Here is a 25,852-nt window from a genome sequence, read left to right on the forward strand (position 1 = left end):
GCCATCCCCCAGCCTCCCGTCGACCCCGGCGGCCCGGCACCGGACACGATCGCGGTCACGGTCGAGCGCTTCCTGAGCTTTCTGCAGGTCAGTGCATCGTCGAGCAGTGAGGCAAGTAAGGCATACTGCTTCGAACTGCTCGAATCCGCCAGCCGAACAGCCAGGTGATCACGGACGGGGTGGCGTGGCGGTGGTTGGTCCGCGTCCGTCCGACTTCACGCTGCCGGCGATCGCCGCAATGATCGCCGTCAGAACGCTGAAGGTGATCGCCAGCCCTATGGCGACGCCGTTGCTCTTGTCGAAGCCGAAGACGAACTTGAGCTGAGCACCGAAGGGCGTGCCCCGCAGTAGCGTCGCTGCCCTGTGACGGCGAACCTTGAGCTTGGCGCAGAGGGATGCCCCGATCATGCCGCCGGTCCGGTTGTGCAGGTGGCGGTCCAAGCTGGTGAGGGAGGCCGCATTTGCGGTGCGTGGTACGTCCGCCCTCCGCGCCGGGGCTTGCGGGGCACGATCGCAACCTGTAGGTTGCTATTAATGGGGCAACCTACAGGTTGCGAAGGAGAGTGAGCATGGTTTCGGACGCGATCGAACGTGTGGCGGTGCTGCGGCACCCCATCGAGCGGGTGTGGGCAGCGCTGACCACCGCGCAAGGGCTCTCGCGGTGGTTCGGCTCGGTAGCGGAGATAGATCTGCGACCCGGCGGGCGCGCGTTCTTCCGTTGGGACGACCTCGACGAGGAATCCGTCGCCACCATCGCGGTGGTCGATCCACCACATCGTTTCGCGTTCAGGTGGGGAATCGAGGGCCTGCCGGAGGATGACGCGCCCCAGACGCTTGTGAACTTCATCCTGGAGCCGGTACCGGACGGCACTCGGCTGCGCCTCGTGGAGAGCGGGTTCGGCCAGGCCGCCGACGAAGTGGCCCGGTCTGCCCACAAGGCCAACAGCCAGGGATGGGACGCGGAGCTCGTCGACCTGGAGACCTACCTCGATGCGGCCGCCTGATTCAGAAGGGCAGGCCGTTGCGGTGTTCGCGGCGCTCACCGATCCAACGCGGCGGGCGCTGCTGGAGGAGCTCGCCCGCGCCGGGCCCGCAACCGTCACTGATCTGGCGCGGCGGTTGCCGGTCAGCCGCCAGGCGGTCGCCAAGCACCTCGGCCAGCTCGCCGAAGCGGGCCTGATCAGCTCCGGCGAACCGGTTGGCCGCCGCCATCCCTACCGGTTGGAACCAGCCGCCATTCGCACGGCCCAGGTGTGGCTGGCCAGGCTCGCCAACAGGTGGGATGACCGGCTGGCCGCGCTGGAAGATGCACTGGACGCCACTGACACGAACCAAGGAGTCACGCAACAATGAGCGAGCCTGATTTCAGGGCCGGCCTTAACCTCGCCATGAAGATCCCCAAGGCACAGTACGAGGCCACCGTGGCCTTCTACCGCGACACTCTGGGCTTCGACGTCAAAGAGGACGACGTCTCCTACGCTCCGACCGTCTCGAGAACTCATTCGGTGCGCTTCGGTCCCAATACGCTCTGGCTCGACTGTGTCGACAACTACAGCCAGCCCGACCTGTGGCTGCAGATCCACACCGATGACCTGGACGCGGCAGCGAGCAGACTGGCCGACATCGGTATCCACCCGTGTGACGAGGTCGAGCCCCTGGAAGACCTCGATTCCAGAACCCACTGGATCAAGAACCCAGCCGGTGTCATACATCTGCTCGCGGAGTCCCCGTCCCGGCTGCCGCCTCCTGAAGCCCCGCGATCGGTGTCACCTGCCTGACAGTGTCGTGATCGCCGTGGCGGGTGTCCGTCCTTCCCTGTGAGAGCGCAGTCCTCCACGTTGACCAGCCGCGGGATCGGCACCACGCCGTCCTCGTCGATCAGCAGGTACGTGATCGAGCGGCAGGCGGGAAACAGCACGGCACCGGGAAGATGTCCGAGGCGCGCAGCCAGTCGGGCAGCTGCTCGGCCAGCAGATGGATGAGGCGGAGTTGGCGGGTCGAGCTGCACATGACGTCGGATGTGGGTGACGGGCTGGAACGCGATGGAACGCACCGCCGGGTGATCGACGCCGAAGAGGACGATGGCGCCGAGCTCGTGCTCATTCAGGTCGCGCTCGACGGCGGCGACCAGAGTGACGGTCAGCCCTTGGGCCGCGCAGTTGTCCAGCGCTCTTGCTTGATCTCTCGCAGGTCCCTGCCCTGGATGGCGAGATGGGTCTCCGGGTCGAAGCCGTCGAACTGCAGGTAGACGTTGACCGACCGGTCGGGCACGTGGTTGCGCTCGCCCAGCGCGGCCACGAAGGCCTGGTCGGAGGCCAGGTGGATGCCGTTGGTGTTGAGGTTGGTCCGAGCGGATCGGCCGCGCCTGGGCCAGGTCGATCACGGTCGGGCACAGCCCGCAGTCCAGCGGGCAGCCGTCGGCGACCTCGCCTGGTGTATTCCGCGAACAGATCGGGAATCTGCCTGCCAACCTTCCCCGGTTCGGCTCCGCGAACGCGCGAGATTGTCAGCAGCCGAACACCTGCGGCCCGCAACCCGTCCTCGGCCAATCCGTGACGTGCCACGGTGTTCAATGTCGCTGTTCCTGCCGCGCTTTGTCATGGTGGTTCGGCAGCTGGTTGATGGACTGAGGGGCGTTATGAAGGCCGTGCCAGGCACCGGGAACTCACTCATCAGGCGCCCCACACCCGGACGTCCCTGAACCGCCCCGCGGCATTACCCAGTGGTTCGATCGCGCCGTCGTGCCTTGCGTAGCGCGAGCGCCCCGATGACGAGCAAGGCGAGCGCGGCGGTGATCCAGCCGGCGCCAAGTCCTGCCAGCCAGTCGGCGATGGCGGCCTGTACGGCTGTCGCGGTGCTCACGATCGGGTCGTCGGCGTCGGCTCCGGCGAAGACGCGCAGCTCGTACCAGCCGTAGTAGACGACGTACAGGCCGGCGAGGGTGAGCAGCCCGCCGCTGGCTCTGGACACATACGGCAGCAAGCGTCGCAGCCTGGCGACCACGGCGGCGCGGGCGAACGCCACCGCCAGCGACAGCACGGCGATGACCAGGCCCATGCCGAGCGCATAGGTCGCGAAGGCGGCCACGCCGCCGAGCAGCCCGCCGCCGGAGAGGGAGGCCGAGGTGACCGCGAGGAACGGCCCGACCGTGCAGGACAGGGAGGCCACCGCATACGACAGCCCGTAGCCGTACAGGGACAGAGGTGAGGTGGTGGGGCGGCCGGTGGCCAGCCCCGGCAGGCGCAGCACCAGTTCACGGCCGGACAGCAGCCAGACACCCAGCCCGATCAGGAACGCGCCGATGAACAGGGACGCCCAGGGCAGATATGCGCCCACCGACACCGCCAGCGCGGTCACGACGAGCCCGAACAGGCCGAAGACGGTGACGAATCCGGCGGTCATGGCCGCCGAAAGCATCAGCGCCCGGACGACAGGCCCGCGGTGCGTGGTCTCCTCATCGTTGATCAGCAGGGTGAGGTAGGCGGGCAGCATGGCGAAGCCGCACGGGTTGAACGCGGCCACGGTGCCGGCGGTGAGTGCCAGGGCCAGCGGCAGGTCGTTCATGCACGCTCCCGCGAACTAGAGGAGGACACGGAGGAGCTACCGGCCGAGGAGTTCACGCAGGTGCTCGTCCAGCTTGTCCTGGCTGAGCGGGCCCGAGGCCTTCTCCGTGGAGCCGTCCGGTTTCATGAACACGAACGTGGACTGTTCACTGACACCTAGCTTCGTCCAGACCGCACCCTTGTCGTCCGCCAGGTGCACGAGGTCGCCGGTTCCGGTGCGTTCGACGAACTCCTTCATCGCCGCCTCGGTGTCCAACCCCGCGACCCCGATGAACGCGACATCACCGTACTTGCCGGCCGCGGCCTTGACCGCGGGCGCCTCAGAAAGGCACTTGGGACACCACGGCGCCCAGAACCAGAAGGCCACCGGCCGGCCAGCGAGGCTCGCGCCCTCGAAGCTGTCACCGCCCAGCGTTCGCGCGGAGAACTCCAGCGCGGTAGGCACCAACGCTTCCTGTGATGCTGTCGGCGCGGGCGTCGAGGGGGTCGACGGGGACGCCGTCGGCGCGGAGGTAACAGTGGAGGTCACAGAGCCCGACGCGGTGTCACTCGCCGCCCCGTTCTGCCCTTGGCCACCGCACCCGGCCGCCAGCAGGGCCAGTGTCGCCATCGCGGCCGCCGTTCGTACTGGGATCATAGGTGCACTCTAGAAGCGCTGCTCTACGTCACTTCTTACAAGCCGATGACGGCGACAGCCCGTACGACCCAGAACATGCTGCATCCCCGCCGACATGCCAGCCCGCACCGCAGCCGTTGAACCGGCCGGTGCGCGAACTGGGCGCAACCGATCATCGCGGCCAGCGCGGCCGTCGCGCAGCACGCTCGCGAACCATGATGCGCCGGCGCCGTGCGCGATCGGCCGACCAGCGTCGATCCGCAGACACAACCGCAGGCGTCCTTCGGGGTCAGCGGTGCGTTCCGGTGCCCTCTGCACCGGGAGTCCTGGGATCTCAGGACTCCCGCGTGAGCGGCTGTGGGCGTCAACGTTCGAACTTCTCGATGACCGCCGGGGAGACGGGGTGAAGAAGTTGACGAGGTTGCCGTCGGGGTCGCGGAACAGCAGCGACCGGTTGCCCCAGGGCATCGTGGTGGGCTCGTTGACGAAGTCGGTGACGAAGCCGGTCAGGTTCTGGTGAACGCGGTCTACGTCGTCGACGCGGAACTCGGTGATCACGCTGTGGTTGTCCGCCGGGCGGACAGAGCCCGGGGCGAACAGCGGGACGGTGCGGGTGCCGGCGATCGCGAGGGTGCACACGGCGAGTGAGACGGCATCGGCCAAGATCCGGCGAGTGCTGCCCGATCACGTCGCCCGCCGACTCGACACGCTCCTGGAATCTCTCGCCTTCACGGACCAGCCCGGTGAGTTCGCCACCCCGGACGCCGGGGTCCTGCTCACCATCGCCGATGCGGTGCGCCACCGCCGACCGGTCTCGATCAGATACACCGACCGCGACGGCCGGCGCAGCGAACGCAGCACGCGTACGGAATCGTCGCCCAGGCCGGACCGTGGAGGAACGAGCCTGGGCGAGTTCCTTGCGCAGGTTGGTGTTCTCGATCGTGAGCACGTTCATGCAGGCGAACACTTCGCTCGCGGCCCGGTAGCCGTCACGATCGGCGCGCAGGCTCTCCACCTTGGCCGTCAGCGCGGCGATGTCCTCGTGGAGCTTCCGCTCCCGGTCCGGGATGCCTCCTCGTGCCTTGACCTGGGCATAGGACAGGTCTTTGAGGTCCTTGTGCTTGTGGGTGAGATGGTGGCGTCTCCTGCTGTCCGCCGTCGAGACCCTGGCTCCGCAACCCCGGCGTGGACACACCCCGTCTACGTGTGAGCCGCTCGGCGCTGAGCGTCCATGATGTCCTCGCCGTGTTCCACGATCCAGTCCATCAGCCCCTGCAGCGGGATCGACAGGCCCTGGCCGAGATCGGTGAGCGCGTAGCTCACCTGCGGCGGCGAGGTGGGCACGACCGTGCGCTCGATCAGGCCGTCGCCGCGCAGCGTGCGGAGGTTCGACACAAGGATCTTGTCGCTGATGCCTTCGACCTTGTTGCGCAGTTCGAAGAAGCGCAGGGGGCCGGGGGTCAGCGCGGCCAGGATGAGGACGCCCCATCGGCCGGTAACGTGGTCGAGCACCACCCTGCCCGGACAGTCCCTGGCGAACAGGTCGCTCGCCTTGCGTTCCGCGCCGTCAGCCACACCTTAAGCGTACTGATGGATAGCTGCTTTCCAACAGTAAGCCGGGACCGCCGCTCACTCCGCCGGACTCTTCCGCTCAAGCGATCGGGTGAGCATCCTGGCGAGCACGTCTGGTGACTCCATGGCGGACATTCCCCGTCGTCCGTCGATCACCAGCATCGGCACGCCGCCGACGCCGAGCCGCGCGGCGCGGTCGAGGTCTTCGCGCACGGCGCCGGCGTACGCGTCCGATGCCAGCGTGGCCTTTGCCCGCTCGCGGTCGAGCCCCGCGGCGCCGGCCAGTTCCACCAGCGTGTCGTGATCCGCGATGGAACGGCCCTCCGCCGCGTACGCCCGCAGCAGGTTCTCCGCCAGCTCCGGCGCCTTGCCGTGCTCAGCGGCGAAATGCATGAGCCGGTGCGCGTCGAATGTGTGCACCGGCAGAGCCTTGCCGAGGTCGTAGTCCAGCCCTTCCTCCTTGGCCATCGCGGCGACCATGCCGAGCCGCGAGTCGACTGTCTCCCTGGACAGGCCATGAAAGCGCATCTCACGCTCAGGAAGCGTTTCACCGGCGACCCGCGCCGCGAACGGGTCGAGCTGGAAACTCCGATATACGACCTCGATTTCGTCGCGGCGGCCGATTTCGGCGAGCGCCCTATCGAGCCGCCTTTTGCCGATATAGCAGAACGGGCAAATCATGTCCGAGAAGAGTTCGACTCTTACCGTGATCTTTTCAGCGGTCATGGCTCCCCATCGTAGAGAACGGATTCAGGACGGAGAAGTATGCACTTTGAGGTAAGCTCATTACTCTGACGAATGTCGCGCGGGTCGCGCAGGTCTTTCCAGCCCTCGTCGAAAGCATTCATCCCTGAAGGAGCGGGGCCGGCCAAGCACAGGGCTGCTCGGGGCGCTTGCGCTGCGCGCCGCAGCCGACCAGCTCGTGCCGGGACGCGGCGCCGCGCTGGACGCCCCCACCCGCAAGCAGCTGGCCGCAACGATAGTCGTCGCCCTCCCGCTGGAGGAGTCGTCGGTGAAAGTAAGGGAAGGTCCACCGAACGGCGAGGCCGGCGACTACGACCGTCCTATCTGGGCCGGCGTGCTACCACTCACGCAGACCTGGGGCGAGCCGTTGCCCGACCCGAAGCTCCGCACCGCGACGGCCGTCCCCGACCACGTCACCAAATTGGCCGGCCGGCCACTGCGGTGACGTGTGGCCAGCCCCGTTGAGGTCGAGGACGATGTCAGGGCTGGGGTGTTCGGGCGAGCGCGAACTGCGGGGTGTCACCGTAGCCTGCTGCGCGAGCTCGACCGCTCCGGCTGTGATCTGCCGGTGAGCGCCCAGAAGCCGGCGCGGTCTCCTCGGAGCGTAACCCGCTGCTGTCGAGGACGCGTCGTGGGTGCGGCGCACTGGTCTGATGTCGCGGTCGTGGGTCCCCTTCTTCGACAGGTGACGGTGACGGCCGGGCGCCGCATCGGGCGAGGATGGCATGGTGACTCTCACCGCGGATGTCGTCGTCGCCGGCGCCGGCGTGATCGGCTCGTCGACGGCTCTTGAACTTACCCGCGCCGGCTTCCAGGTCGTCGTCTGTTCGATCGGGCCGGCATCCCCTACGAGATATGGGACTCGTCCCTGCTGGCGAAGCGGGTGCCGGGACTCGACGTGGGGCGGTTCTGGCCACCCAAGAGGCTCGACGACGACGCGTTCTGGGCAGATCCCACGGAGCAGCTCGGCGCCCTGTGGACTCCGGATGCAGGCTGGGTGGACGATCCGATGCTGGCTGCGGTCAACCTCGCTGACGCCGCCCGCCATGCAGGTGCGCGGTTCGTGTACGAGAGTCAGGTCACCGCCGTACGACGAACCGGCAGCAGGGTTGCCGGCATCAGCCTGGCGAACGGCGAACGGGTGGACGCACCCATCGTGGTCAATGTGGCGGGACCGTGGTCGTCGGCGTTCAACCAGATGGCAGGCGTCGGTGACGACTTCACCGTCACGACCCGTCCGATGCGTCAAGAGGTGCACTTCGTGACCGCACCCCCCAAGTTCAACCACGGCGACCAGCCGGGACCAGTGATCGCGGACCTGGACCTGGGCACCTATCTGCGCGGCGCACCCGGCAACGGTCTCTATGTCGGCGGCACCGAGCCCGAATGCGACCCGATGCAGTACCGCGGTCCGCACCGCGACGGCCGACGGGCGCGAGCGTGACGCTGCTTCAGCAGATCACGGTGCCGGCGCACGACGGTATCCGGCCGTATGAGAGGCCGCAGCCGGCGCAGGACCTCGCGAGGGAACGGTGTCAGGAGCGCAGCCGGAAGGGCGCGATCCTCCGGAGCGAACGTCACCCTGCTGTCCGCGCCGAGTTGTCGTTCAAGAACGATGATCTGGGTGGCGGAGGGCAAGGATCTCGATGTCCTTGTCTCGATCTCCCAGCGGCAGCAACCGCAGCGCGGCAAAGGCGTTCGTGACGGTTGAAGGCATGTCCATCACGGTGTCGCAAGCCCTGTCGTCTGGGCCGTCGCGAAAGCCGGATAGCGGGGCAGGTCGGGCACGTCCCAGTCGGTGTTCTCGTCCAGCCAGGTCCGCACCGCCTCGCGTACGGCCGGCAGATCGCCGCCGGAGCGGTCGAGCTCGCGCAGCAGGCCGTTCCACCGGTAGCGCAGCAGTTGACGTTGGGCCGGCGCCGGCGAGCGGGTGCGGTGCATCGGGCGATCTCGTTCGCGGGCGCGGGTCAGCAGGACCCACGTCATGAAGAAGGCCCAGGTGGCCGTGGCACGACGTACGCCTGTCTTTCAGAGCACGTCGGCCAGGCTCGGGGCAGCGCCGAGATCGGACATGACGATCAATGGAAAGGACCGGTCGACGGCCAGGACATCGGGGGCCGAACCGGCGGCGTTCAAGATCCTAAGCAGCCGATCGGGCCACCGCGAACGAAGCGAAAAGCGGCCGCAAGCCGGCCGCAGAAGATCCGCTGCTCTGACTGACCTCGATCTGCCTTTGTTCACAGGTTCGAAGTCGGTCGGGGGCTGGTTCGTCAGGACCGGCCCTCACTCTTCGGTCAGGCACCGCTGCAGCAGCACGAAGCCGGGCATGGTCTGCGCCGGCCGGATGCCGACGTCGAAGATCTCCGGGTCCTCGAACACCGGCTCCCCGTTCGGGCGGCGCACATACGCGACCCGCCCGTAATCCACACCGTCGTCGCGGTCGAAGCTCATCCAGGTGATGGCCTCCTGCTCCCCCTCCTGGAGTGGGTGAGAGGAGACGGCCCGGACGGCGATCGTGCTCGGGGGCTTGAACAACCACACCTGCGGAACCCCCAGCACCCAACGGACGACGTCGATTTCCAGGGCCTTCTCCGCTGCCCTGATCTCGAACGCCTCCGCCGTCACAGGGTCGCGCAGATAGTCGTACTCGGTCAGGACGAGCTTGTCCGTGCCCTCCATGGCGACGATGGCCGGGCACTCCCGGGCCACGATGTTCTTCTCCAAGCGCTCCACCGCGTCGAACAGCAGGTGCGCGGTCGCCTCGTTCATGTCGCCTCCGACCACCTCGTCCGCAACGTCCTCTGCCACACCAGCGTTTCAGAAACGACCGGGCACAGGCTCAGAACGCGCAGAAGCTTTCCGGAGGTCTGTCCTCCAAGCGGCCCCTGCTTCCTTGGCAATCCGCGCAGTGGCCAGCACGAGGCTCGTCACTGCTGCAGGTGGTGAGGGCGGATGGTGGTGCTGGTGGCGTGCAGCTCCATGTCGCGGACGTGGCTGACGGTTGACGGAACCAGCCGGCCAGCCGATCGATGAGTTCCGGGGCCTGCGGAGGTCAAAGCCTGCAGGACCGCTGGCAGGCTGACGCGCTCGTACCCGAAGGAGACGCATGGCAAAGCTCATCTACTCGATGATCACCTCGCTCGACGGCTACGCCAAGGCAGCGGAGGGCGACCTCGGCACCGGGGCCGACGACCAGAAGGTGCATACCTTCATCAACGACCTTTTCCGCCCTGTCGGCACGTACCTCTACGGCCGACGGATGTACGAGACGATGGTCTACTGGGAGACCGCGCACACCGAGCCCGACCAGCCGCCGCACATCCTGCAGTACGCCCGCGACTGGCAGGCCGCGGAGAAGATCGTGTACTCCACGACGCTGGAGTCGGTGTCCAGCGCGAAGACCAGGATCGAGCGGACCTTCGACCCGGACGCGGTGCGCAAGCTCAAGGCCGAGGCTGATCACGACCTCACCGTCGACGGCCCGAACCTCGCGGCCCAGGCGATCGCGGCCGGCCTGGTGGACGAGTACCACCTGTTCATCACCACGAGCGTGGTCGGCGGCGGCAAGCGGTTCTTCCCCGACGGCGTGCGCCTCGATCTCAAGCTGGTCGAGGAGCGTGCCTTCGACAGCGGACTGATCTACGCGCGCTACCGGACCCGCTGAGCCGCACCGGTTGGTGACGCGGCCGGCGGCCGAGCCGGGGCAGGTGAGACTCGCAGTCGCAGAACCTGGCCGAGGCGGAGCGCTCGCCGCAGACCATCGCCAAGGCGCTCAAGCACGTGCCGGACGCGGAGTTCGTCATGCACAACGGCGACGTCGTCGAGAACGGCGGCCGGGAGCAGGACTGGACGGACCTGCTCGACTCCGCCCGCGCGAGCCTGCTGAGCACCACGCTCGCGCCGGCGTCGGGCAACCACGACACGGCGGCGAACGCGTTCGCCGGGCGGCGGCGGCCACCCACCGCCGCCCGGCCCTGATCACCCCTCGCACCGTGGCCGAGACTCACTACGGCAGCGCACCCGACCTGCACGCCCAGGGAGGACGGCCCTCGAACAGGCCAGGACCCACCTCGTCTACGGCGAGTGGCTGCGCCGCGCAGGACGACGCGCCGACGCCGGCGTGCAACTGCGTGCTGCGCGCGGCCGGGTTCGCCGAGCCGGGGGCCACAGCATGGGCCGAGCAGGCCCGTGCCGAGCAGGCTGTACGGCGGCGCTATCGCCGACGTCCGGAAGCATGCATCGCAGGGGTCACGCTTTCTCCCGGGTCACGCGGGCACGCAGGCCGAGCAAGACGTCGACGGCCAAAAAGGCGAGCAGGGACAGACCCATCAGGGGTAGGAACCAGCCCACAGCGGCGACGATGAGGACCAGGGGCACGAGGACGGCCCCGTGCACCCGGCGCCAGCCGCCGCGCGGATACGGCGTGCCGAAACCGCGGGTGGGGCGACGCTGCCACCACATCCGGTAGCCGAGCACGATGAGCGTGATCACCCCGGCGGCCAGCAGCATCAGCACGATCTGGTTGGCCAGGCCGAACAGTAGACCCATGTGCCCGTCGATGCCCCATTGGGTGAGCTTGGCGGCGAGGTTGTAGTCGGTGAAGCGGAGCACGGCGGTGACCTGACCGGAGGTGGCGTCGACGGCGACCTGATCGAGACGCTGCGGGACTGTCGTGTCAATCTCCTTGATCACGTAGGGCGCACCCAGCTCGGTCGGCCACACGATCTCCAGCGGACCGGACAGGCCCTCGCCCGCCGCAGCCTGGGTGACCTGGTCGATGTTCACAGCCGTGCCGCTGTGCTGGTGGCCCCCCTCACCGGCATGGGCGGCGTGGTCGCCGGAGGAAGTGGTGATCGCCGGCGTGGTCCAGCCGAGCGCGGTGCGCACCTCGCCGACGTTCTCTCCGGCGTACTTGGACCAGGTCAGGCCGGTTGCCGACAGGAAGAGCAGGCCCAGCACCGCCCACAGGCCGACGGAGCCGTGCCAGGACAGGCGCCGGCGCGCTGCGGGCAACGACTGATCGGGGGCGAGCAGACCGCGCAGGCGGCGGGTGCGGCGGCGCCTGGTGATCCACAGGGTCAGACCGCCCAGGGCGACGATCCACAACCAGCTGGCCGCCAGCTCGCTGTAGAGCCGGCCCGGCTCGCCCAGGTGCAGGTGACGGTGCAGGTTAGAGATCCAGGCGCGTACTGGGAGCGCGCCCGAGCTGCCGTAGCTGTCCAGCGTGCCACGCACCTGGCCTGTGTACGGATCGACGAAGACGGCCAGCTGGGTGCTTTCCGGCAGGCCGGGCACGTCCATCAGGACGCGAGTGCTCGCGTCCGCCCCGTCCGGGGTGCGCACCGCGGTGATCGTCCCGTCAGGACGCGCGGTCTGCGCGGCGGCGGCCTGCTGGGTGAGCGGCAGGCGTTGCTGGCCGACAGGGACGCTCAGTTCGTGACGGTGCACAATCTGCTCGATCTGGAAGGAAGCGGCGTACAGCAGGCCGGTGCAGGCGGCGACGAGCAGGAAGGGGGCGATGAGGACACCCGCGTAGAAATGCAGGCGCAGAATCAGCGGCTTGAGGGCGGTCCAGGCTGATGCCCGCCTGGGGGATGGCTCGGGGTCAGCGGTGGGGCGTGTGTCGGTAGAGGTCATGGGGTCTCCGTTACGGGCGCGCGCCGCGACAGGCGCGCGCCGTCCACATGATGAGGTGTTCGGGCCGCGCATCGGCGCGGCAGGAAACGGGGTGGCGGCAGCGGCCGGCCACGACCGTGAAGCGGGCTACGGCCCGGTCAGAAAACGGAGACGAACAGAGGAGGCCCGCGGCGACGCAGGCTAGAAGCGAGCAGGAGTCGCCGCAGCCGGTCCGGCGCGTGACCCGCTCGGAGGCGGCCCGGCAGGTTTGGGGTGACCGGCGAGACGGCGAGCAGGAGCAGCAGGCCGGCCCAGAGCATGCTCAGCGACGTGGCGGCCAGGTGCGCGATCGCGGCCAGGGCGGTCTCGCCGCGCTCCAGCCACCAAGACGACAGCAGAGCCACCGCCACGTGGACCAGGAACATGCCCACCCCGCTGTCGCCGTGGGCATGAGTCAGCGGATCCGGCGCCGCTTCGGCTCCGACGGTGAACAGGCGGTGCATGCCGTACTCGGCGGCGAAGCACGCGCCCAGCAGCACGCCCACGCCGCGCTGACGGGCTCCGATGGCGTACGCCCCGGCCCAGGTCAGCACCAGCGCCAGCACCAGGGCGCCGGGCCGTACGGCGGCGCCACCGGCGAGAACGTGCACAGCGGCCGACACCAGCACGCAGGCCACGGCGAACACCGTGGCGCGTAAGGCGCGCAGGGAGGGCCGACCGACGTGCACTCGCACATCGTTCCACAAAGGCACGCTGCCGCCACCCCGCATCACGCTCGCCGTGCTGGCTCGGCGAGCATGCGCAGGCTGCCGGATCGCCTGTCGTGAACCTTTCACATGCAGCGAGGATGCCTTCTCCGACCTCCCGGACTTCAAGCTGCTGCCCCAGCTGAAGAGCATCGGCTCGGCGCGGCTGTACCGGCCCGGGATCGGTGAGGACGAGGCGTGGCCGGTCGCTTGCCGACGCCCTCGATGGTGTAGGCCATGCGTGCGCTTCGGCCGAACTCAGCGAATGCAATGCCTACGCATAAGCAGCGCGATAACCCCCCTCACCTCACCCTGGTTCCACCGGATGCGGATGTGATCAAACGCAGGAGGCGACTCACACGGCGGCGGAAATCCGCGAACCGCTGGCCACACTAACGCTGGCCGCACTCACCGGCATAGGGCTGATCGGGCCCACTCAGCGCTTCCCACGCCGACGTTTCGTACGCGAAAGGGCCACGTCCAGTCATGCGCCGCTCCCGACCGGCGACCGATGTGCCTGCTCAACGTGGTCGAGCTGGGGGCGCCGGAACACCAGCCGTCGTCCTGACGAGGTCGTCGGGTATGCATCCTCGTCACCTGCGATTTCGGGGTAGGAGAAGGGCTAAGGCGCTGCACGCATCCGGGGGGACATCGTGACAGAGCAGAGGCCGGTAAGCAGACTGGGGACGGTGCCGCCACGCGTGTGGCTGGCACTCGTTCTTTTGGTGCTGGCGGTCGTGTTCATCTTGCAGAATCGGCAGGATGCGGTCATCCAGTTGTTCATGATTGTGGTGACCGCCCCTTTGTGGATCACTTTGGTGGCGTGCACCGCCATCGGGATCCTGATCGGTGCGCTGATCGGCCGCAGGGGCGCAAAGGGACGATAACGCGGTCCGGGACCGGTTCCCAGCTCCTGGCGCTCCAGCCGGTCGCCTGGTGCGCGAACGTGTCTCGCGAAATGATCGCAGACCGTCCGTGTCGTTCTCCTTCGGCCGGTGTGACGTGCTCGGATACTCGATGGCATGCTGAGCGGACTTCGAGAGCGGATACTGCCCGCGGCGCAGCGCCGCCCTCTGGAGGAACTGGCCGGAAGCCTGGATCTGTCGTCTGGGGACATCCGCGCGAAACGCTCGGCGTTCTGGACGATGCTGGCCCTGTCGGCGGTCATCGCCTCGGCCGGCGTGCTCACCGACTCGACGGCCACCGTTATCGGCGCCATGATCATCGCTCCGCTGGCCACGCCGATCATGGGTATCGCTCTGGCGACGGTACGCCACCGCGGCCAAGGCGCGATCAGCTTCGTGCTCTTCGGCGGCCTGCTGGTGATCGCCGTGGGGATGGCCTTCTCGGCGCTGCTGCCCACCTCCTACGAACTGCTCGCCAACAGCCAGATCGCCGGACGCACCTCCCCCAAGCTGATGGACCTGGTGGCTGCGCTCGCCACCGGACTGGCAGGAGCCGTGGCCCATGCCCGCCGCGACGTCGCCGCCGTACTGCCGGGTGTGGCGATCGCGATCTCCCTGGTCCCACCGCTGGCCGTGGCAGGCGTGTGTCTCGGCCGGGGCGCGCTCTGGCTGACGCTCGGCGCGCTGGTGCTCTTTCTGTCCAACCTGCTGGCCCTCGTGCTCGGCGGCATCGTGGTATTCACGGCGACGGGTTACGCCACCGAGGTCATCGCCCTGTCCGGCCGGAGCCGCCGCCGCACCCGACTCACGCTGGGTCTGCTGGTGGTTGCGGTGCTCGTACCGCTGTCTGCCAACTCCGTGGTCAGTTATCTGCTGACCCGTTGGAGTGCGCAGGCCAGGACGGTCGCCTACGGCTGGATCTCCACCGTGCCGAACTCGTCGGTCGCCGGCGTCGACGTCGTCGCGCGCGAACTGCACATCCGCGTGCGGACGCCGGGCGATCTGCCGCCGATCCCCAGCCTCCTCAGCGCCCTCCGCGGACGGATTCCGGACGGAGTGCCGATCGTGCTCGAGACCACGCAAGGGAGCACGGTCCACGCTGGCCGGGTGGGCGCGCCTTCATGAAGCCCGTATCGCCCGAGCACGCCCCGGGGTTTGCCGGCCCTTACCGACGCTGACCCGGCGCATTCGCGTCCCGCGACGGCCATCCCCCGTTTGGCTGAAAGGCTGGACGTCACCTGGTGCGGCGCCGTCAGGCGCGAGCCGGCCAGGAGGAGGCCATGACCAAGCCGGCGCACGATCGTCGACCTTCACCCCGGTGTCTCCTTCACCGTCGTGCTCCTGGGCGCGGCATTGTACGGATACGGCCTGGCAAGTGTGGCGGCTCAGGCAGCACCTGGGCGACGAAGGTCGTGTCGATCATGCAGGACGCGTGCTCGCCGCTGATCGTCATCGTGCCCAGCATGCCGAGCGGCAGCTGGGCCACCACTCCCACGTACACGGCCACGACGATCCCCATGGCGGCCTGATCACTGCTCCGCCTGCCTCTTGTGCTGTACACGCTGGCCACGCGGAGCAAGGCTGTGCTCCGCTGCTCGTGGCGGGCGTGGTCACCATGCAGGGCGTGGTGGAACTCCCGCTCTCGGTCGTGGTGCGTGACCAGCTCGGGCTGGCGCCGGCGATCTCGGCCGCCTCATGGGCCGCCGGTACGGCCGTACGCCAGCGCAGGCTCTACACCGAGCAACTCGCCGCGCAGGCGGAAGAGCGGGCACGTGCGGAGGCGATGGCGGAGCGGCTGCGCATCGCCAGGGAGTTGCACGACGTCATCGGCCACAGTCTCAGCACGGTCGCCGTGCAGGCGGGCGTGGCAAGGCGAGGCCCAACTCGCGCCCGCCCCTGGACTGGCCGATCTCGACGCGCTCGTCGCGAGGACCAGGCGGCGGGCCTGGAGGTGGAGCTACAGATCAACGGCGATGTGGGCGGGGAGATGGAGCCGACGGTCTACCGGATCGTGCAAGAGGCGCTGACGTCTACGGAGCGCTCCAGGCAGGCGCCGCGGGCTTCCTGCTCAAAGACACTCCACCCGCCGAACTGATCAGGAGCGTGAACGTCATCGCGTCGGGCGAGTCGCTGCTGGCGCCGAGCACCACGCGGCGGTTGATCCAGCGGTTCGTGAACCCGCCAGCGCGGGCGGTGGCCTCGACATCACCGAACGCGAGCGTGAGGACCTCGTCCTGGTGGCCCGGGACATGTCCAGCGCAGAGATGGCGCAAAGCCTGTACGTCAGCCTCAGCACGGTGAAACGCACGTCAGCAACCTGCTGACCAAGCTCGATGCCCGGACTCGCGTCCACCTGGTCATCGCCGCCTATGAGGCTCACCTCGTCTGAGGAAGTCTCGCCCTGTCCGGCCGCCGGAGCCTGCCATCCTCCGCCATAGCACCAGCAGCGCGCAGCAGCCGCGTACCGCGCAAAACGCGTTGAACAGGCAGTACGCGCGCAACCATGATGAGCCTCATGGACCTCATCTCCTCTCTGCCCGCCTTCGCCCTTGCCGTGGTATTGATCTCCGCCTCGCCGGGCCCGGCGATGGCGCTGATCCTGCGCCGCGCGGCCCTGCACGGCTTCTCCGGCGCGGTGCCCACGGTGCTGGGCCTGGAGGCAGGCCTGTACCTGTGGGCGTTGCTCGCCGCCACCGGGCTCGCCGCCCTGGTGGCCGCCTCAGAGATGGCCTTCCTGGTCCTGCGCGTGGTGGGCGCGGCCTTCCTGCTGTACCTCGGGATCAAGGCCTGGCGCTCAGCGTGGCGCAGCCGGGATACAGGCGGGGCGGCCCAGGAGGTAGCCGTCGGGGAGCCAGAGCCCGGCTCGTCGCTGTCCTGGTGGAGGGCGTTCGGCGAGGGATCGGTGGTCATGCTGGCCAACCCGAAGATCGCCGCCTTCATGATCGCGTTCTACCCGCAGTTCGTGCCGGCCGACCGGCCGCTGTTCGCCACGACCGCGCTGCTCGCCGTGCTCCAGGTGGCCATCGAGATCGTCCTGTATCTGGCGCTGGCGGCCGCTGTCGGGCGGGCCGGCGCGTGGTTCCGCCGCCCGGTGATCCGGCGTCGGTTGGACGCGGTCAGCGGCACGGTCCTCGTCGCCCTGGGCCTGCGCCTGGCTGCAGAGAGCCGCTGACGCGCCGGAGCCGAGCAGCGGTAGGTGTCAAGTCAAGTGCGACAGGGACGCTGCCGAGGTGATCGCTAGGCGGCCTCCTGCGCGGGCGTGGACGTTCGACCGCCTGCTCGCGCCGGCCCTGGATGGCCGAGGTGGTGCCGACGTGCACGGTGAACGGTGGGTGCGAGCCCAGCCCGGCGTGGTAGCGCTGGTGGTTGTAGTACTGCGGCTCGCTGTACGAGCTGGCCGGAACCTCTACGAAAGTGGTGTTCAGGGCAGCGCAGGCCGAACATCGGATACTGGGCAGCGCGCCGGCAGAGGGCGCTCTTTCGGCGGGCGCCGGTCGCGGGCTTCGGCAGTCTCAGCTCTGGAAGGCGTCGGCGTGGTCGGTCACCCAGTCGGCCCAGGTGCGCGCAGGGCGGCCGAGGATCGACTCCACCTCGCCGGTGACGCGCGCCGGTTGACCGTCGCCGCGGGCGTACCTGGCCAGCAGAGCCACGACGAACGGCTCCGCGAGACCTTGTCCGATCATGGCGTGCCGGACGGCCTCCGTCGGGATCTCCTGGAAGCGCAGCGGCCTCCCGAGCACCTCGCCGACGATGGCGATCAGCTCGGCGTGGGTGAGCGATTGCGGGCCGGTCAGGTCCAGCTTGCGGCCCACCAGGTCATCGTCCAGCAGCGCGCGGACGCCTACCGCGGCCAGGTCCTGCTCGTGAATCGGAGCCTCTGAGAAGGTCGCGTACGGCCCGCGGACGACGTCACCGGCGCGGATCTGACCGCCCCAGGCGAGAAGCGTGTTGACGGCGAAGGCGCTGGACCGCAGGCTCACCCATTCCAGCCCGCTGGCGATGGCGGCGTCCTCGACCTCCTTGTTACGGTCGCCGTTGATCCGCGACGGCTGTTCTTCGAAGGGGTCCTCGACGTTGATGGCCGACAACGCCACGACTCGCCGCACCCCGCGTTCCTTGGCGAGTGCCAGCAACTCCGCGGCGGCCAGGCCGACGGCACGCGGGTGCAGGAACAGGTGGGTGACGCCCTCCAGGGCGGAGGCAAGCGTGCCGGGCCGGCGAGGGTCGCCCTCGACCATCTCGACACCGGCGGGCAGGCCGGCGCTCTCCGGGGCACGGGTGACGGCGCGAACCTTCGCGCCGCCGACAGCGAGCAGGTCGACCAGGGGGCGTCCCATGATGCCGGTCGCACCGGTTACCAGGATCATACTTTCCACCTCTCAATAGATTCAGTGGGGCTTAGTGGACATGAGTCATGTGAGGGCCAGGTATGTGACGCGGCCGGGCATGATGTGACTTTGATCTCATGGGCTGTCCGGGGCTCGATCCGAATCCCCCGGCGACTGACTGACGGTCACATGCGATGACCTCCCCTGTCCGGCACGCCGACATCGTCGCGGACGGAACAAGCCCGTCGCTCCCTGACTCTGCCCTCATCGGTACATGGCGGCCCCCTGTGAGATGTGAGCTTTCGGGGCTACATCACATTCCCCGGCGTTGGGACGTCGTACTGCTCGGACGAACACCATCCCGCGAAGACGGGCCCGATTCCCTCCAGGAGCGACGAAAGCATGACGACCATCACCAGGCTCAGCGAGCTGACCGGCATCTATGTCCTCGACACCGTCCACACGCGGATCGGCTTCGTCGGCCGCCATACGATGGCCACCAAGGTACGCGGGCGGTTCGAGGAGTTCGAGGGGAGCGCCTTCCTGGACGGTGGCGACCCGTCGAGGTCGAGCATCCAGCTCACGATCCAGGCGAGGAGCCTCCAGACCGGCAACGTGCAGCGCGACGAGCACCTGCGCGCCAAGTTCCTCGACCTGGACAACCATGCGACCATCGCCTTCACCTCGAGCAGGGTGGACCAGGTCGACGAGACCAGGTTCACGATCACAGGCGACCTGGCCATTCGCGGCGTGACCAAGCCGGTCACCGTCGACTTCGAGCTGACCAGCGCCGAGAACGGCCCCGCGGGGGAGCTGCGGGTCGGTTTCGAGGGCGGCGTCACGATCGACCGCAAGGACTGGCACGTGAACTGGAACGCCGCGACCGCGGTCCTGATCGGCCAGAAGGTGGCGCTGGAGTTCGAGGTCACCGCGATCCGGCGGTCCTGATCAGGCAGGGTCCGCACGCCGCTCCCGGGCTGCCGCCGTACGGTGAGCGTGGGTTCCGGGCAGGCGTGCGTTACCGCACCGCCGACGGCGGATGGCGGGATCAGGGCCGGTCTGACGGTGACCTGCGACGGCCGCCACTCCACCCTGCGCCGTGCGGCGGGCCTGTTCCCCAAGGAGTTCCCCGTCCCCTTCGGCACCTGGTGGTTCCGCCTGCCCCGGCACGCCGGCGAGCAGGACCAGCTCGCCCGGCTCACCGGCCAGTTCAACGGCGGCCAGATCGCGCTCAGCTTCACCCGCGAGGACTTCTATCGGATCGCCTACTTCACCAGGAAGGGCGCGGATGCACGGCTGCGCGCCGATGGTGTCGAAAGGTTCCGCGCCAAGATCGCCCAACTGCTGCCCCAGCACCCCGACCGGCTAGATCACATCCGCAGCATGGACGACCTGCACCTCCTGGACGTCAAGCTCAACCGGCTCCCGCGCTGGCACACCGACGGGCTGCTGCTCTCGCCGGGGTGGATCGACGTGCTCACACCGTCACTCCGCCCCGGCAAGGCCCCGGTCAGTCGCCCAGTCCGCCGACAGCCGGACGCTGCGGTGTCATCGCCTGGACAGCTCCCCGGCATTGAGCACGAACCTGGAGCTGGCACCGTCACGCTGCATGGCGCCGCTCATGATCGACGCCTGCTGTTTCCCGTCGCTCGTCACCTGCCAGAAGCCCAGGGTGATGGTCTTGCCGAGGCGCCGGCAGACCTGTCCGGGCGGGTTGAGGTCGGCTGTGTTTCCCCATACGGTCATGGTCCACTCGCAACCGTCCGCCGTCCGGGCGACCACCGTACGATCCGGCTTCACCGTCATCTCGACGACGCCGCGCTGCTTCTGGTAAGTGACCTGCGACGTGCTGTCTTCTATGTGCGTGGCGATGTTGACCAGGTGCGAGGGGTCCGCCGGGACGTACTTCCACTGGCCCGCGAACCGCCTCGCCGTCCTGGCCCACGGCTCCATCGCGGCTTTGGTGCGGGTTCCGTTCCGCAGGACGAAGTCGAACATGCCGCGCCTGTTGCGGCTCACACCCTCGATGGTCTCCTTTTCGTGCAGGCCGGAGACGGTCACCGTCCAGCGAGTGATGGTGTATTCAGAGTTGATCACCTGATTTCTACAGGTCTGGCCCGGATCGATGTCGAGAGACTCCGAGCTAGCCGTGAACCGCCACGTGCAGCCGCGATCCGTCCGTCCCACGACCTTCCCGTCGGATTCCTTCGAGAACACGACCCGGCCGATCTGCGGAATCTGCCACACGGAGCCCGCCGGCGCCAGCGGATTGGCGCTCGCACAGCCCGGATCTCCGGCCGGACAATTGAGTACCGCGATATTCCTCATGCTGTCGCGGTCCGGCTGAACGTAGTTCCATGTCCCCAGGTACTTTTCCACGCTCGATCCGCCACCGGGAGCGGCGACCGCCGGAGCGGGCTGGGCAATGCCCAGGACACCCCCTCCGGCCACAGCGAGAGCAAGGACCGCGGTCGCTGACCGCAGCCGTGCTGACAAGCCGGACGTCTTGTGCGAACGATGGGATGGCATGAATCCTCCAAGGCGTGCTGTCCGTTCTCATGCGCCGAGGTCGGTGCGACCGGCCCCGCGCATCGCGTATCTCCCGGCCCAGGCGACACCTTCGCGAATGTCGGTTGAACCGACGCCGGAGACAAGGGGGACGGTGAGCAGCGTGCGTGTCACCGCGCAATGCGCGAATTCGTCACAGTCGATGTTGTCGTGATCAAGTCGGGGTGTCGTCGCTCTCACGGCGGCAGTTGCCGCTGCCGTCAGGGATGTAGACACGGGTACGGCTACGCCCTGGGGTGTAGCGGAGCAGCCGTACAGTAGCGCCATCAACGCCCGGCTACGCCTGTCCAGCCTTGGAGCGGCGATCCACGAGGGCGAAGCCGAGCACGAGGACCAGGTCCGCGCTGGACACCGGCACCTTGGAGCTGGGTGGACAGGGTCATCAGCTCGGCGGCGTTGCGGGCCAGGCGCCGGCGACAACATCGCCGTCCGTGCGATCACATGTGACCTGCGGAAACGTCCGGGGTGGCGTTATCGCGCCGCTGGGCGCCGGGACTCATCCCCGACCGTCCAGACCGAAACCCGCGCTCGGCTGCGGTTCGCGGTAGTGTCGAGATCAGGATCTCTGAGCGGCGTCGCCGCTTTCGGTCCCTTTTTTGTCGTGTACGAAGTCGGAGGTGATCACGGTGCACCCGGTCTAGCGACGGCCCCAGCCAGGGGCGTCACGGAGCCGAAAGGTGACCGTATGAGCAGGACCGACAAGACCCGGCCACGGTGGGTGCGGATGGCCGACGCGCCGCTGACGACCTGCGTGCCCGTGCATGATCATCGTTTCGGGCCGTGCACGCTGCCGGACGAGATCACCGCCGACAGCGCGAACCGGCGCCGGGGCGGCTGTTACTGGGGCGCCCCCGGCTACCACGTGCTCGTTTGCGAAACCAGGGGTGGATACCGGGAGTGGCACTACCTCCGTCGCGAGGAGCGCCGCCGCAGCCGCCACCAGGCGCGCCGTGATCTGCACGCCTGTCGCGACGAGGACTGAGACACGGCGAGGGCCGGATATCAGCGGGCACCACCGAGGAAACCCTGCGCCGGGTGACCCTCGCCGACGCCGCCCTCGGTCACGTCGGCGATCTCCCCGAGGGCGGGAGCCACGCCGACGTCACCGCGGCCGCCGATCGCGTCATCACTACCCGCCGCACCGGCGACGCCCTGCGCGCCTGGCTCGCCCGCACGCCTCCCGCCGAGCACGACGGACCGCACCGACTCGCCGTCACCACCGACGAGTAACCCTCATCGTGCGGCTGACTGGTCGACGTCGACCAGTCAGCCGCCCCTCGTCGCCGGTCGGATGTTGGAACCCCGGGCGTCGTCAGAGGCCCTGCGAAGCCCTACGCCGCACCGGACGGGCCACCTCACGCGGCTCGCCTTGATCGTTTAGGCGGTCGGCATGATCGTGCCGTCAGTCGGCGACAGGGAGAACAAGTCGTGGTCTTCAAACGGATGCTGGGCGCCTTCGGCGTCGGCGCCCCCTCGGTGGACACCGTCCTGAACACAGCGCGGATCCAGCCGGGCGGCGTGTTGTCCGGTGAAGTGCGCTTGCAGGGCGGCGACTTCGACGCCGAGATCGAGCACATCACCCTCGGTCTGGTCGCCCGGGTCGAGTTCGAGCACGGCGAGGGCGAGGGCGCCGGGCTCGGGGAGTTCTCCCGTGCCCAGGTGTCCGGCCCGTTCATCCTGCGCAAGGGCGAGGACATCGAGTTCTACCCACCCGCCCAGCACCACGGGGTCGTGGGCGAGGTCGAGCTCACCTTCGTCGCCGGCCCGCACGGACTGGAAGTGATCCTGGAAGCCGACAAACGCGCCGGCCGCCACTCCGGAGACGCCATCGGCCGCTTCACCGTCAGCCACGACGACGCGATGCACACCGACTGGCCCAGCGAGCTCGATCGCTGGCTGGCCGGCCTGACCCAGTACGGGCACAGCAGCCATCACGGCGGCTACGGCCACGGCGAACACCATGACGGGTACGGTCACCACTCGCAGCACCATGAGCATCGCAGCGGCCCAGGCTGGGGGACGGTGGCTGCGGCCGGCGCCGCCGGCGTCGTCGGCGGCCTGGTGGCAGGCGAGGTCGTCGAGGAGATCTTCGAAGGCGACGAGGAAGAAGACGAAGGAGGCGACTGGTAGAGCACCGGACGATGAACGGCCCGCCACGGTGCCCTGCGGGCGCCCGGTGCGCTGATCGGCAGCCGTCGGGGCGCCGGGGTCGAGCGCGTCGGTTCGGTGCGGCTGCGCTGGGTCGGTCACGTGCTGCGGGCCGAGGTGGACTGAGCACACCCGGGGTGCGGAACGCGTCCTGCTCCGACACCCCGGGCAGCTCGCGGATCAGGTGATCTCCTCGGCGCGTCTGGTCAGCAGGCCCATTCTGCGCACGGTGGATCCCTCGAGGGCGAGAGCGTGGCCGGTCAGCGTGACCGATCCCGCGGATCTTCCTGGCCCCACGTCACTGGCAGGCTGAGCAGGCCGTGGATGAGCATCTCGATGGGCCGCACCGGCACCTGGCCGGGTGCCACGGCCAGGCGCAGCGACGGGAACCTGGTGAACAGCGCGGGGAGGGCCACCCGCAGCTCGACCCGGGCCAACTGCTGGCCGAGGCACTGGTGCACGCCGTGGCCGAAACCGAGGTGCGTGCTGCCGGACCTGCTCAGGTCGAGGGCGTCAGGGGCGGGGAAGCGGTCAGGGTCGCGGTTGGCGGCCGCGATCGAGAGGGTGACCGTCTCGCCCGCCCGCACCAGCTCACCGCCGAGTTCGACGTCCTCCAGCGCGGTGCGTATGAGGAACGGTGTGATGCTGAGATAACGCAGCAGCTCCTCCACCGCCTGGTCCGGCGCGGAGAGCAGCGCGGGGATCTGCCCGGGCCGGTCCAGCAGCGCGAACGTACCCAGTGCCAGCATGTTGGCGGTGGTGTCGAGCCCGGCACCCAGCAGCAGGAAACCGATATTGGCCAGCTCTTCGTCGGTCAGGTCGCTCCTGGTCAGTCCGCTGAGCACGTCGTCGGTGGGCGCGGCCCGCTTGGCCCCGATCAGCTCCTGGATCAGCGCGAGCGTCGCCTTGTACGCGGCCAGCATGTCCTCCGCCGTGCCCTCGCGCCGGATGATCTTGACGAAGTGCTCCTGGGCCTGTTTGAACTCCTGCTCGGGGACGCCGAGCAACTCGCCGATCACGGCTGCGGGGATCGGCTCCGCGAATGCCTCCACCAGGTCCACGGGCCCGCCCTGGCGTTCCATCGCGTCCAGGCACCCGCGGGTGATCTCCTCGATGCGCTCGGCCAGCAGGCCCATCCTCCGCACGGTGAACTCGCCCGTGAGCAGGCGGCGGTAGCGGGTGTGGCCGGGCGGATCCATGCCCAGGAACATCCCGGGCTGCGCCGGCTGGGGGTCGGGCTGTCCGGGCAGCTCGATCGGCCTGTGCCGCAACTCGGGGCGGACGCTGAAGCGCGGGTCGGCCATCACCTCGCGTACGAGTGCGTGGCTGGTCACCAGCCACCCCAGGTGGCCATCGGCGTAGGCCAGCCGGGCGATGGACCGCGTCTCGCGCAGCTCGGCCAGCTCCGTGGGCGGGTCGAGGGGGGCGGGCCGCTCGGTGGGCAGCACGACTGCGTCGGTCTCGGTCATCTCGGGTCTCCTTTGTGCGACCGATGGCTACTTCAATACAGTACAGCTCTGTATTGAAATTACGAAGATGCGGGGGGCAGTGCGTTCATCGTGCGCACGGTCCAGGAGGGCATCGCCCCTGGCTGAGCTGCGCTGAGCAGGTGCCTACGCGGCTCGTCGGCTCGTCGGCTCGTCGGCTCGTCGGCTCGTCGGCTCGTCGGCTCGTCGAGCAGCAGGATCAGGTCCAGGACCGCCCGGCCGGCATCGGCGCAGGCGCGCAGCAGCCGCAGCACGGCGAGTCGGTGGCGCAGGTCCAGGGCGGAGACGGGCTCGTCGGCCAGCAGCACCTGGGCGTCCTGGGCGAGCGCCTTGGCGAGCAGGACGAGCTGGCGTTCCCCTCCGGAAAGGGTGGCCACGTTCCGGTCGGCCAGCCAGGTGGTGCCGGTCGCGGCCATGGCCTGCTCGGCGGCCCGGTGGTCGGCCCTGCCCTCCAGCGCGAACCGGCCGACGTGGGCGTGCCGTCCCATGAGCGTCACCTGGTAGGCGGTGAACGGGAATGACAGCGCGGTGTCCTGCGGCACATAGGCGATCCGGCGGGCCAGCGCCTGAGGTCGCAGGGCGTGTACGGACTGCTCGTTCCGGCCGGGTGGCACGGTCAGGTCCACTCCGTCGATCAGCACCGCTCCGTCGATCCGGACCCGTACGTCATCGATCACGATCACGGCGTGTTCCTTCGGGACCAGAGCACCAGCAGCAGGAAGACAGGCGTGCCGACGAAGGCCGTGATCACCCCGGTCTGCAGCGTGACCGGGGCCAGCAGCAGCCGGGCGGCGGTGGCGGCCGACACCAGGAAGACCGCCCCCAGCAGCGCGCTGGCCGGGAGCAGGAGCCGATGGTCCGGCCCGGCGGTGAGCCGGATCACGTGCGGGGCCACCAGCCCGACGAAGCCGATCACCCCGCTGACCGCCACGGCCGCCCCGGTCAGCAGGGACGCCAGCACCAGCAGCACGTGCCGGATACGGGCGACGTTCACGCCACTGGCACGGGCCGCGTCGTCGCCGAGCAGCATGACGTTCAGATCCCGGGCGAACACCAGGGTGGCCGCGAGAGCCGCCAGCACCGGCAGCACCGGCAGCAGGACGAGGCTGACATGCTGCCATGTGCGGGCGTCGAGGTCGCCCTGCAACCAGAACACGATCCCCCGCAACGACTGCTCGTCAGGAGCGTTGGCCACCAGCGCCGAGACCACCGCGCCGAGAAGGGCGTTCAGTGCGATCCCGACCAGCAGCACCGGCCGGCCGCCGCGATCGCGTAGATCGCCACTACGGTGATCAGCGCGCCGGCGAACGCGGCCGCGGGCAGCAGCAGCGTGCCGGCCGCGCCGGAAGTGATCGCCAGCACCGCGCCCACCGCGGCGCCCGCCGACACCCCGGTCACGCCCGGCTCGGCCAGCGGATTGCCGAACAACGCCTGCATCACCGCGCCCGCGACGCCCAGCGCGGCGCCGACCAGCACCCGAGGCAGCCGGATCTGATCGACCACCAGCACCTCATGGGCCGGGACCTCTCCCATGTGATTCCCAGAATCATACTCAGGAT

The 25,852-nt window shown here is 68.9% G+C and carries 34 protein-coding genes and 1 pseudogene; 17 read left to right on the forward strand and 18 right to left on the reverse strand.

Going from position 1 to position 25,852, the window contains the following annotated elements; translation table 11 throughout:
* Nucleotides 1-168: 168 nt before the first annotated feature.
* Nucleotides 169-441: a hypothetical protein gene (locus E1294_RS23300; protein WP_132511481.1), complete on the reverse strand. Its 273-nt coding sequence runs from the start codon at nt 439-441 to the stop codon at nt 169-171.
* A gap of 128 nt (nt 442-569) precedes the next feature.
* On the opposite strand from E1294_RS23300, the gene E1294_RS23305 reads away from it, so the two are divergent.
* Genes E1294_RS23305 through E1294_RS23315 form a run of 3 tightly spaced genes read left to right on the forward strand, consistent with a single transcriptional unit; the run spans nt 570 to nt 1,778 of the window.
* The gene (locus E1294_RS23305) at nt 570-1,004 is read left to right on the forward strand and encodes an SRPBCC domain-containing protein (protein WP_132511483.1); all 435 of its coding nucleotides are present in this window, start codon (nt 570-572) and stop codon (nt 1,002-1,004) included.
* 22 nt (nt 1,005-1,026) lie between these two features.
* Nucleotides 1,027-1,353: an ArsR/SmtB family transcription factor gene (locus tag E1294_RS23310; RefSeq protein ID WP_246083212.1), complete on the forward strand. Its 327-nt coding sequence runs from the start codon at nt 1,027-1,029 to the stop codon at nt 1,351-1,353.
* Nucleotides 1,350-1,778 carry a VOC family protein gene (locus tag E1294_RS23315; protein ID WP_132511487.1) on the forward strand — a complete coding sequence of 143 codons (429 nt, stop codon included), beginning with the start codon at nt 1,350-1,352 and terminating at the stop codon, nt 1,776-1,778. The genes E1294_RS23310 and E1294_RS23315 overlap by 4 nt, the downstream gene beginning before the upstream one ends.
* Nucleotides 1,779-2,139: 361 nt before the next feature.
* Here E1294_RS23315 and E1294_RS54670 read toward each other — a convergent pair whose 3' ends face one another.
* The 4 genes from E1294_RS54670 to E1294_RS54675 form a co-directional block, all read right to left on the reverse strand.
* Nucleotides 2,140-2,298, reverse strand: coding sequence for a hypothetical protein (locus E1294_RS54670; protein ID WP_220447895.1), 159 nt, complete (start codon nt 2,296-2,298; stop codon nt 2,140-2,142).
* Nucleotides 2,299-2,715: 417 nt separating this feature from the next.
* Entirely contained in the window at nt 2,716-3,564 is an 849-nt protein-coding gene (locus E1294_RS23325) for a cytochrome c biogenesis CcdA family protein (RefSeq protein WP_132511489.1), read from the reverse strand.
* Nucleotides 3,565-3,600: 36 nt separating this feature from the next.
* A complete protein-coding gene (locus E1294_RS23330; RefSeq protein ID WP_165977437.1) occupies nt 3,601-4,173 on the reverse strand; it encodes a TlpA family protein disulfide reductase in 573 nt (190 codons plus the stop codon).
* A gap of 36 nt (nt 4,174-4,209) precedes the next feature.
* Nucleotides 4,210-4,818, reverse strand: coding sequence for a VOC family protein (locus E1294_RS54675; RefSeq protein WP_342775074.1), 609 nt, complete (start codon nt 4,816-4,818; stop codon nt 4,210-4,212).
* Here E1294_RS54675 and E1294_RS54680 point away from each other — a divergent pair.
* Nucleotides 4,730-5,389 carry a hypothetical protein gene (locus E1294_RS54680; protein WP_220447896.1) on the forward strand — a complete coding sequence of 220 codons (660 nt, stop codon included), beginning with the start codon at nt 4,730-4,732 and terminating at the stop codon, nt 5,387-5,389. The two genes, E1294_RS54675 and E1294_RS54680, sit on opposite strands and share 89 nt — an antisense overlap.
* Here the strand turns inward: E1294_RS54680 and E1294_RS23350 are convergent.
* Together E1294_RS23350 and E1294_RS23355 are read right to left on the reverse strand one after the other, a co-directional pair.
* Nucleotides 5,380-5,754 carry a winged helix-turn-helix transcriptional regulator gene (locus E1294_RS23350; RefSeq protein WP_132511493.1) on the reverse strand — a complete coding sequence of 125 codons (375 nt, stop codon included), beginning with the start codon at nt 5,752-5,754 and terminating at the stop codon, nt 5,380-5,382. The two genes, E1294_RS54680 and E1294_RS23350, sit on opposite strands and share 10 nt — an antisense overlap.
* Nucleotides 5,755-5,808: 54 nt before the next feature.
* A complete protein-coding gene (locus E1294_RS23355) occupies nt 5,809-6,477 on the reverse strand; it encodes a DsbA family oxidoreductase (RefSeq protein ID WP_132511495.1) in 669 nt (222 codons plus the stop codon).
* Between the two features lie 196 nt (nt 6,478-6,673).
* On the opposite strand from E1294_RS23355, the gene E1294_RS23360 reads away from it, so the two are divergent.
* The 3 genes and pseudogenes from E1294_RS23360 (at nt 6,674) to E1294_RS23365 (ending at nt 7,939) form a co-directional block, all read left to right on the forward strand.
* On the forward strand, nt 6,674-6,940 hold the full coding sequence (locus E1294_RS23360) for a hypothetical protein (RefSeq protein WP_132511497.1): 267 nt from the start codon (nt 6,674-6,676) through the stop codon (nt 6,938-6,940).
* 280 nt (nt 6,941-7,220) lie between these two features.
* A pseudogene (locus tag E1294_RS58150) lies at nt 7,221-7,327 on the forward strand (FAD-dependent oxidoreductase); the annotation flags it as partial.
* 51 nt (nt 7,328-7,378) lie between these two features.
* Nucleotides 7,379-7,939 carry an NAD(P)/FAD-dependent oxidoreductase gene (locus tag E1294_RS23365; protein WP_246083214.1) on the forward strand — a complete coding sequence of 187 codons (561 nt, stop codon included), beginning with the start codon at nt 7,379-7,381 and terminating at the stop codon, nt 7,937-7,939.
* Between the two features lie 278 nt (nt 7,940-8,217).
* Here E1294_RS23365 and E1294_RS23375 read toward each other — a convergent pair whose 3' ends face one another.
* Nucleotides 8,218-8,481 (reverse strand): hypothetical protein, encoded by a 264-nt coding sequence (locus tag E1294_RS23375; protein ID WP_132511503.1) that lies wholly within the window; start codon nt 8,479-8,481, stop codon nt 8,218-8,220.
* 297 nt (nt 8,482-8,778) lie between these two features.
* Nucleotides 8,779-9,303 carry a hypothetical protein gene (locus tag E1294_RS23380; protein ID WP_132511505.1) on the reverse strand — a complete coding sequence of 175 codons (525 nt, stop codon included), beginning with the start codon at nt 9,301-9,303 and terminating at the stop codon, nt 8,779-8,781.
* Nucleotides 9,304-9,601: 298 nt separating this feature from the next.
* On the opposite strand from E1294_RS23380, the gene E1294_RS23385 reads away from it, so the two are divergent.
* Both E1294_RS23385 and E1294_RS23390 read left to right on the forward strand, forming a co-directional pair.
* The gene (locus E1294_RS23385) at nt 9,602-10,159 is read left to right on the forward strand and encodes a dihydrofolate reductase family protein (RefSeq protein WP_132511507.1); all 558 of its coding nucleotides are present in this window, start codon (nt 9,602-9,604) and stop codon (nt 10,157-10,159) included.
* A 95-nt stretch (nt 10,160-10,254) separates the two neighbouring features.
* Complete coding sequence (locus E1294_RS23390; RefSeq protein WP_281284484.1) at nt 10,255-10,473, forward strand: metallophosphoesterase family protein; 219 nt, start codon at nt 10,255-10,257, stop codon at nt 10,471-10,473.
* Between the two features lie 270 nt (nt 10,474-10,743).
* On the opposite strand, the gene E1294_RS23395 is transcribed toward E1294_RS23390, so the two are convergent.
* Both E1294_RS23395 and E1294_RS23400 read right to left on the reverse strand, forming a co-directional pair.
* The gene (locus E1294_RS23395) at nt 10,744-12,132 is read right to left on the reverse strand and encodes a PepSY-associated TM helix domain-containing protein (protein WP_132511511.1); all 1,389 of its coding nucleotides are present in this window, start codon (nt 12,130-12,132) and stop codon (nt 10,744-10,746) included.
* Nucleotides 12,133-12,269: 137 nt separating this feature from the next.
* Complete coding sequence (locus E1294_RS23400) at nt 12,270-12,839, reverse strand: hypothetical protein (RefSeq protein WP_132511513.1); 570 nt, start codon at nt 12,837-12,839, stop codon at nt 12,270-12,272.
* A 707-nt stretch (nt 12,840-13,546) separates the two neighbouring features.
* Here E1294_RS23400 and E1294_RS23405 point away from each other — a divergent pair.
* From E1294_RS23405 to E1294_RS23425, 4 genes are all read left to right on the forward strand, one after another.
* On the forward strand, nt 13,547-13,744 hold the full coding sequence (locus E1294_RS23405) for a LapA family protein (protein WP_246083215.1): 198 nt from the start codon (nt 13,547-13,549) through the stop codon (nt 13,742-13,744).
* Between the two features lie 258 nt (nt 13,745-14,002).
* On the forward strand, nt 14,003-14,887 hold the full coding sequence (locus E1294_RS23410; protein WP_246083216.1) for a DUF389 domain-containing protein: 885 nt from the start codon (nt 14,003-14,005) through the stop codon (nt 14,885-14,887).
* A gap of 499 nt (nt 14,888-15,386) precedes the next feature.
* A complete protein-coding gene (locus E1294_RS23415) occupies nt 15,387-15,857 on the forward strand; it encodes a histidine kinase (RefSeq protein ID WP_246083217.1) in 471 nt (156 codons plus the stop codon).
* Between the two features lie 420 nt (nt 15,858-16,277).
* Nucleotides 16,278-16,934 (forward strand): LysE family translocator, encoded by a 657-nt coding sequence (locus E1294_RS23425; protein ID WP_132511519.1) that lies wholly within the window; start codon nt 16,278-16,280, stop codon nt 16,932-16,934.
* A 340-nt stretch (nt 16,935-17,274) separates the two neighbouring features.
* On the opposite strand, the gene E1294_RS23430 is transcribed toward E1294_RS23425, so the two are convergent.
* On the reverse strand, nt 17,275-18,129 hold the full coding sequence (locus E1294_RS23430; RefSeq protein WP_132511521.1) for an NAD(P)H-binding protein: 855 nt from the start codon (nt 18,127-18,129) through the stop codon (nt 17,275-17,277).
* A gap of 363 nt (nt 18,130-18,492) precedes the next feature.
* Between E1294_RS23430 and E1294_RS23435 the strand changes: the two genes are divergently transcribed.
* A complete protein-coding gene (locus tag E1294_RS23435; RefSeq protein ID WP_132511523.1) occupies nt 18,493-19,038 on the forward strand; it encodes a YceI family protein in 546 nt (181 codons plus the stop codon).
* Here the strand turns inward: E1294_RS23435 and E1294_RS54685 are convergent, their stop codons facing one another.
* Together E1294_RS54685 and E1294_RS23445 are read right to left on the reverse strand one after the other, a co-directional pair.
* Nucleotides 19,039-19,446: a hypothetical protein gene (locus E1294_RS54685; RefSeq protein WP_132511525.1), complete on the reverse strand. Its 408-nt coding sequence runs from the start codon at nt 19,444-19,446 to the stop codon at nt 19,039-19,041. It lies immediately after the preceding gene.
* Nucleotides 19,447-19,638: 192 nt separating this feature from the next.
* Nucleotides 19,639-20,469, reverse strand: coding sequence for a hypothetical protein (locus E1294_RS23445; RefSeq protein ID WP_132511527.1), 831 nt, complete (start codon nt 20,467-20,469; stop codon nt 19,639-19,641).
* A gap of 874 nt (nt 20,470-21,343) precedes the next feature.
* Between E1294_RS23445 and E1294_RS23450 the strand changes: the two genes are divergently transcribed.
* The 3 genes from E1294_RS23450 (at nt 21,344) to E1294_RS23460 (ending at nt 22,788) form a co-directional block, all read left to right on the forward strand.
* A complete protein-coding gene (locus E1294_RS23450) occupies nt 21,344-21,640 on the forward strand; it encodes a hypothetical protein (RefSeq protein ID WP_132511529.1) in 297 nt (98 codons plus the stop codon).
* 53 nt (nt 21,641-21,693) lie between these two features.
* The gene (locus E1294_RS23455; protein ID WP_132511531.1) at nt 21,694-21,888 is read left to right on the forward strand and encodes a hypothetical protein; all 195 of its coding nucleotides are present in this window, start codon (nt 21,694-21,696) and stop codon (nt 21,886-21,888) included.
* A 198-nt stretch (nt 21,889-22,086) separates the two neighbouring features.
* Nucleotides 22,087-22,788: a sporulation protein gene (locus E1294_RS23460; RefSeq protein WP_132511533.1), complete on the forward strand. Its 702-nt coding sequence runs from the start codon at nt 22,087-22,089 to the stop codon at nt 22,786-22,788.
* Nucleotides 22,789-23,066: 278 nt separating this feature from the next.
* Here E1294_RS23460 and E1294_RS23465 read toward each other — a convergent pair whose 3' ends face one another.
* From E1294_RS23465 to E1294_RS57285, 4 genes are read right to left on the reverse strand one after another with little or no spacing between them, the layout of a single operon-like run.
* The gene (locus E1294_RS23465) at nt 23,067-24,275 is read right to left on the reverse strand and encodes a cytochrome P450 (RefSeq protein WP_132511535.1); all 1,209 of its coding nucleotides are present in this window, start codon (nt 24,273-24,275) and stop codon (nt 23,067-23,069) included.
* 59 nt (nt 24,276-24,334) lie between these two features.
* Entirely contained in the window at nt 24,335-24,976 is a 642-nt protein-coding gene (locus E1294_RS52875; RefSeq protein WP_181958540.1) for an ABC transporter ATP-binding protein, read from the reverse strand.
* Nucleotides 24,973-25,545 carry a FecCD family ABC transporter permease gene (locus E1294_RS23475; protein WP_220447897.1) on the reverse strand — a complete coding sequence of 191 codons (573 nt, stop codon included), beginning with the start codon at nt 25,543-25,545 and terminating at the stop codon, nt 24,973-24,975. The genes E1294_RS52875 and E1294_RS23475 overlap by 4 nt, the downstream gene beginning before the upstream one ends.
* Complete coding sequence (locus tag E1294_RS57285) at nt 25,521-25,826, reverse strand: iron chelate uptake ABC transporter family permease subunit (protein WP_220447898.1); 306 nt, start codon at nt 25,824-25,826, stop codon at nt 25,521-25,523. Before E1294_RS57285 ends, E1294_RS23475 begins: the two co-directional genes overlap by 25 nt.
* Nucleotides 25,827-25,852: the final 26 nt, after the last annotated feature.

The sequence above is a fragment of the Nonomuraea diastatica genome, assembly GCF_004349015.1.
GTDB classification, from domain to species: Bacteria; Actinomycetota; Actinomycetes; order Streptosporangiales; family Streptosporangiaceae; genus Nonomuraea; species Nonomuraea diastatica.

Bases quoted from the DNA above. Each gene is read 5' to 3' on its own strand.
- E1294_RS23305 (WP_132511483.1), top strand. From the start codon at position 570: ATGGTTTCGGACGCGATCGAACGTGTGGCGGTGCTGCGGCACCCCATC.
- E1294_RS23315 (WP_132511487.1), top strand. From the start codon at position 1,350: ATGAGCGAGCCTGATTTCAGGGCCGGCCTTAACCTCGCCATGAAGATC.
- E1294_RS23325 (WP_132511489.1), bottom strand. From the start codon at position 3,564: ATGAACGACCTGCCGCTGGCCCTGGCACTCACCGCCGGCACCGTGGCC.
- E1294_RS23330 (WP_165977437.1), bottom strand. From the start codon at position 4,173: ATGGCGACACTGGCCCTGCTGGCGGCCGGGTGCGGTGGCCAAGGGCAG.
- E1294_RS23355 (WP_132511495.1), bottom strand. From the start codon at position 6,477: ATGACCGCTGAAAAGATCACGGTAAGAGTCGAACTCTTCTCGGACATG.
- E1294_RS23375 (WP_132511503.1), bottom strand. From the start codon at position 8,481: ATGACGTGGGTCCTGCTGACCCGCGCCCGCGAACGAGATCGCCCGATG.
- E1294_RS23385 (WP_132511507.1), top strand. From the start codon at position 9,602: ATGGCAAAGCTCATCTACTCGATGATCACCTCGCTCGACGGCTACGCC.
- E1294_RS23395 (WP_132511511.1), bottom strand. From the start codon at position 12,132: ATGACCTCTACCGACACACGCCCCACCGCTGACCCCGAGCCATCCCCC.
- E1294_RS23410 (WP_246083216.1), top strand. From the start codon at position 14,003: ATGCTGGCCCTGTCGGCGGTCATCGCCTCGGCCGGCGTGCTCACCGAC.
- E1294_RS23425 (WP_132511519.1), top strand. From the start codon at position 16,278: ATGGACCTCATCTCCTCTCTGCCCGCCTTCGCCCTTGCCGTGGTATTG.
- E1294_RS23430 (WP_132511521.1), bottom strand. From the start codon at position 18,129: ATGATCCTGGTAACCGGTGCGACCGGCATCATGGGACGCCCCCTGGTC.
- E1294_RS23435 (WP_132511523.1), top strand. From the start codon at position 18,493: ATGACGACCATCACCAGGCTCAGCGAGCTGACCGGCATCTATGTCCTC.
- E1294_RS23450 (WP_132511529.1), top strand. From the start codon at position 21,344: ATGAGCAGGACCGACAAGACCCGGCCACGGTGGGTGCGGATGGCCGAC.
- E1294_RS23465 (WP_132511535.1), bottom strand. From the start codon at position 24,275: ATGACCGAGACCGACGCAGTCGTGCTGCCCACCGAGCGGCCCGCCCCC.
- E1294_RS57285 (WP_220447898.1), bottom strand. From the start codon at position 25,826: ATGGGAGAGGTCCCGGCCCATGAGGTGCTGGTGGTCGATCAGATCCGG.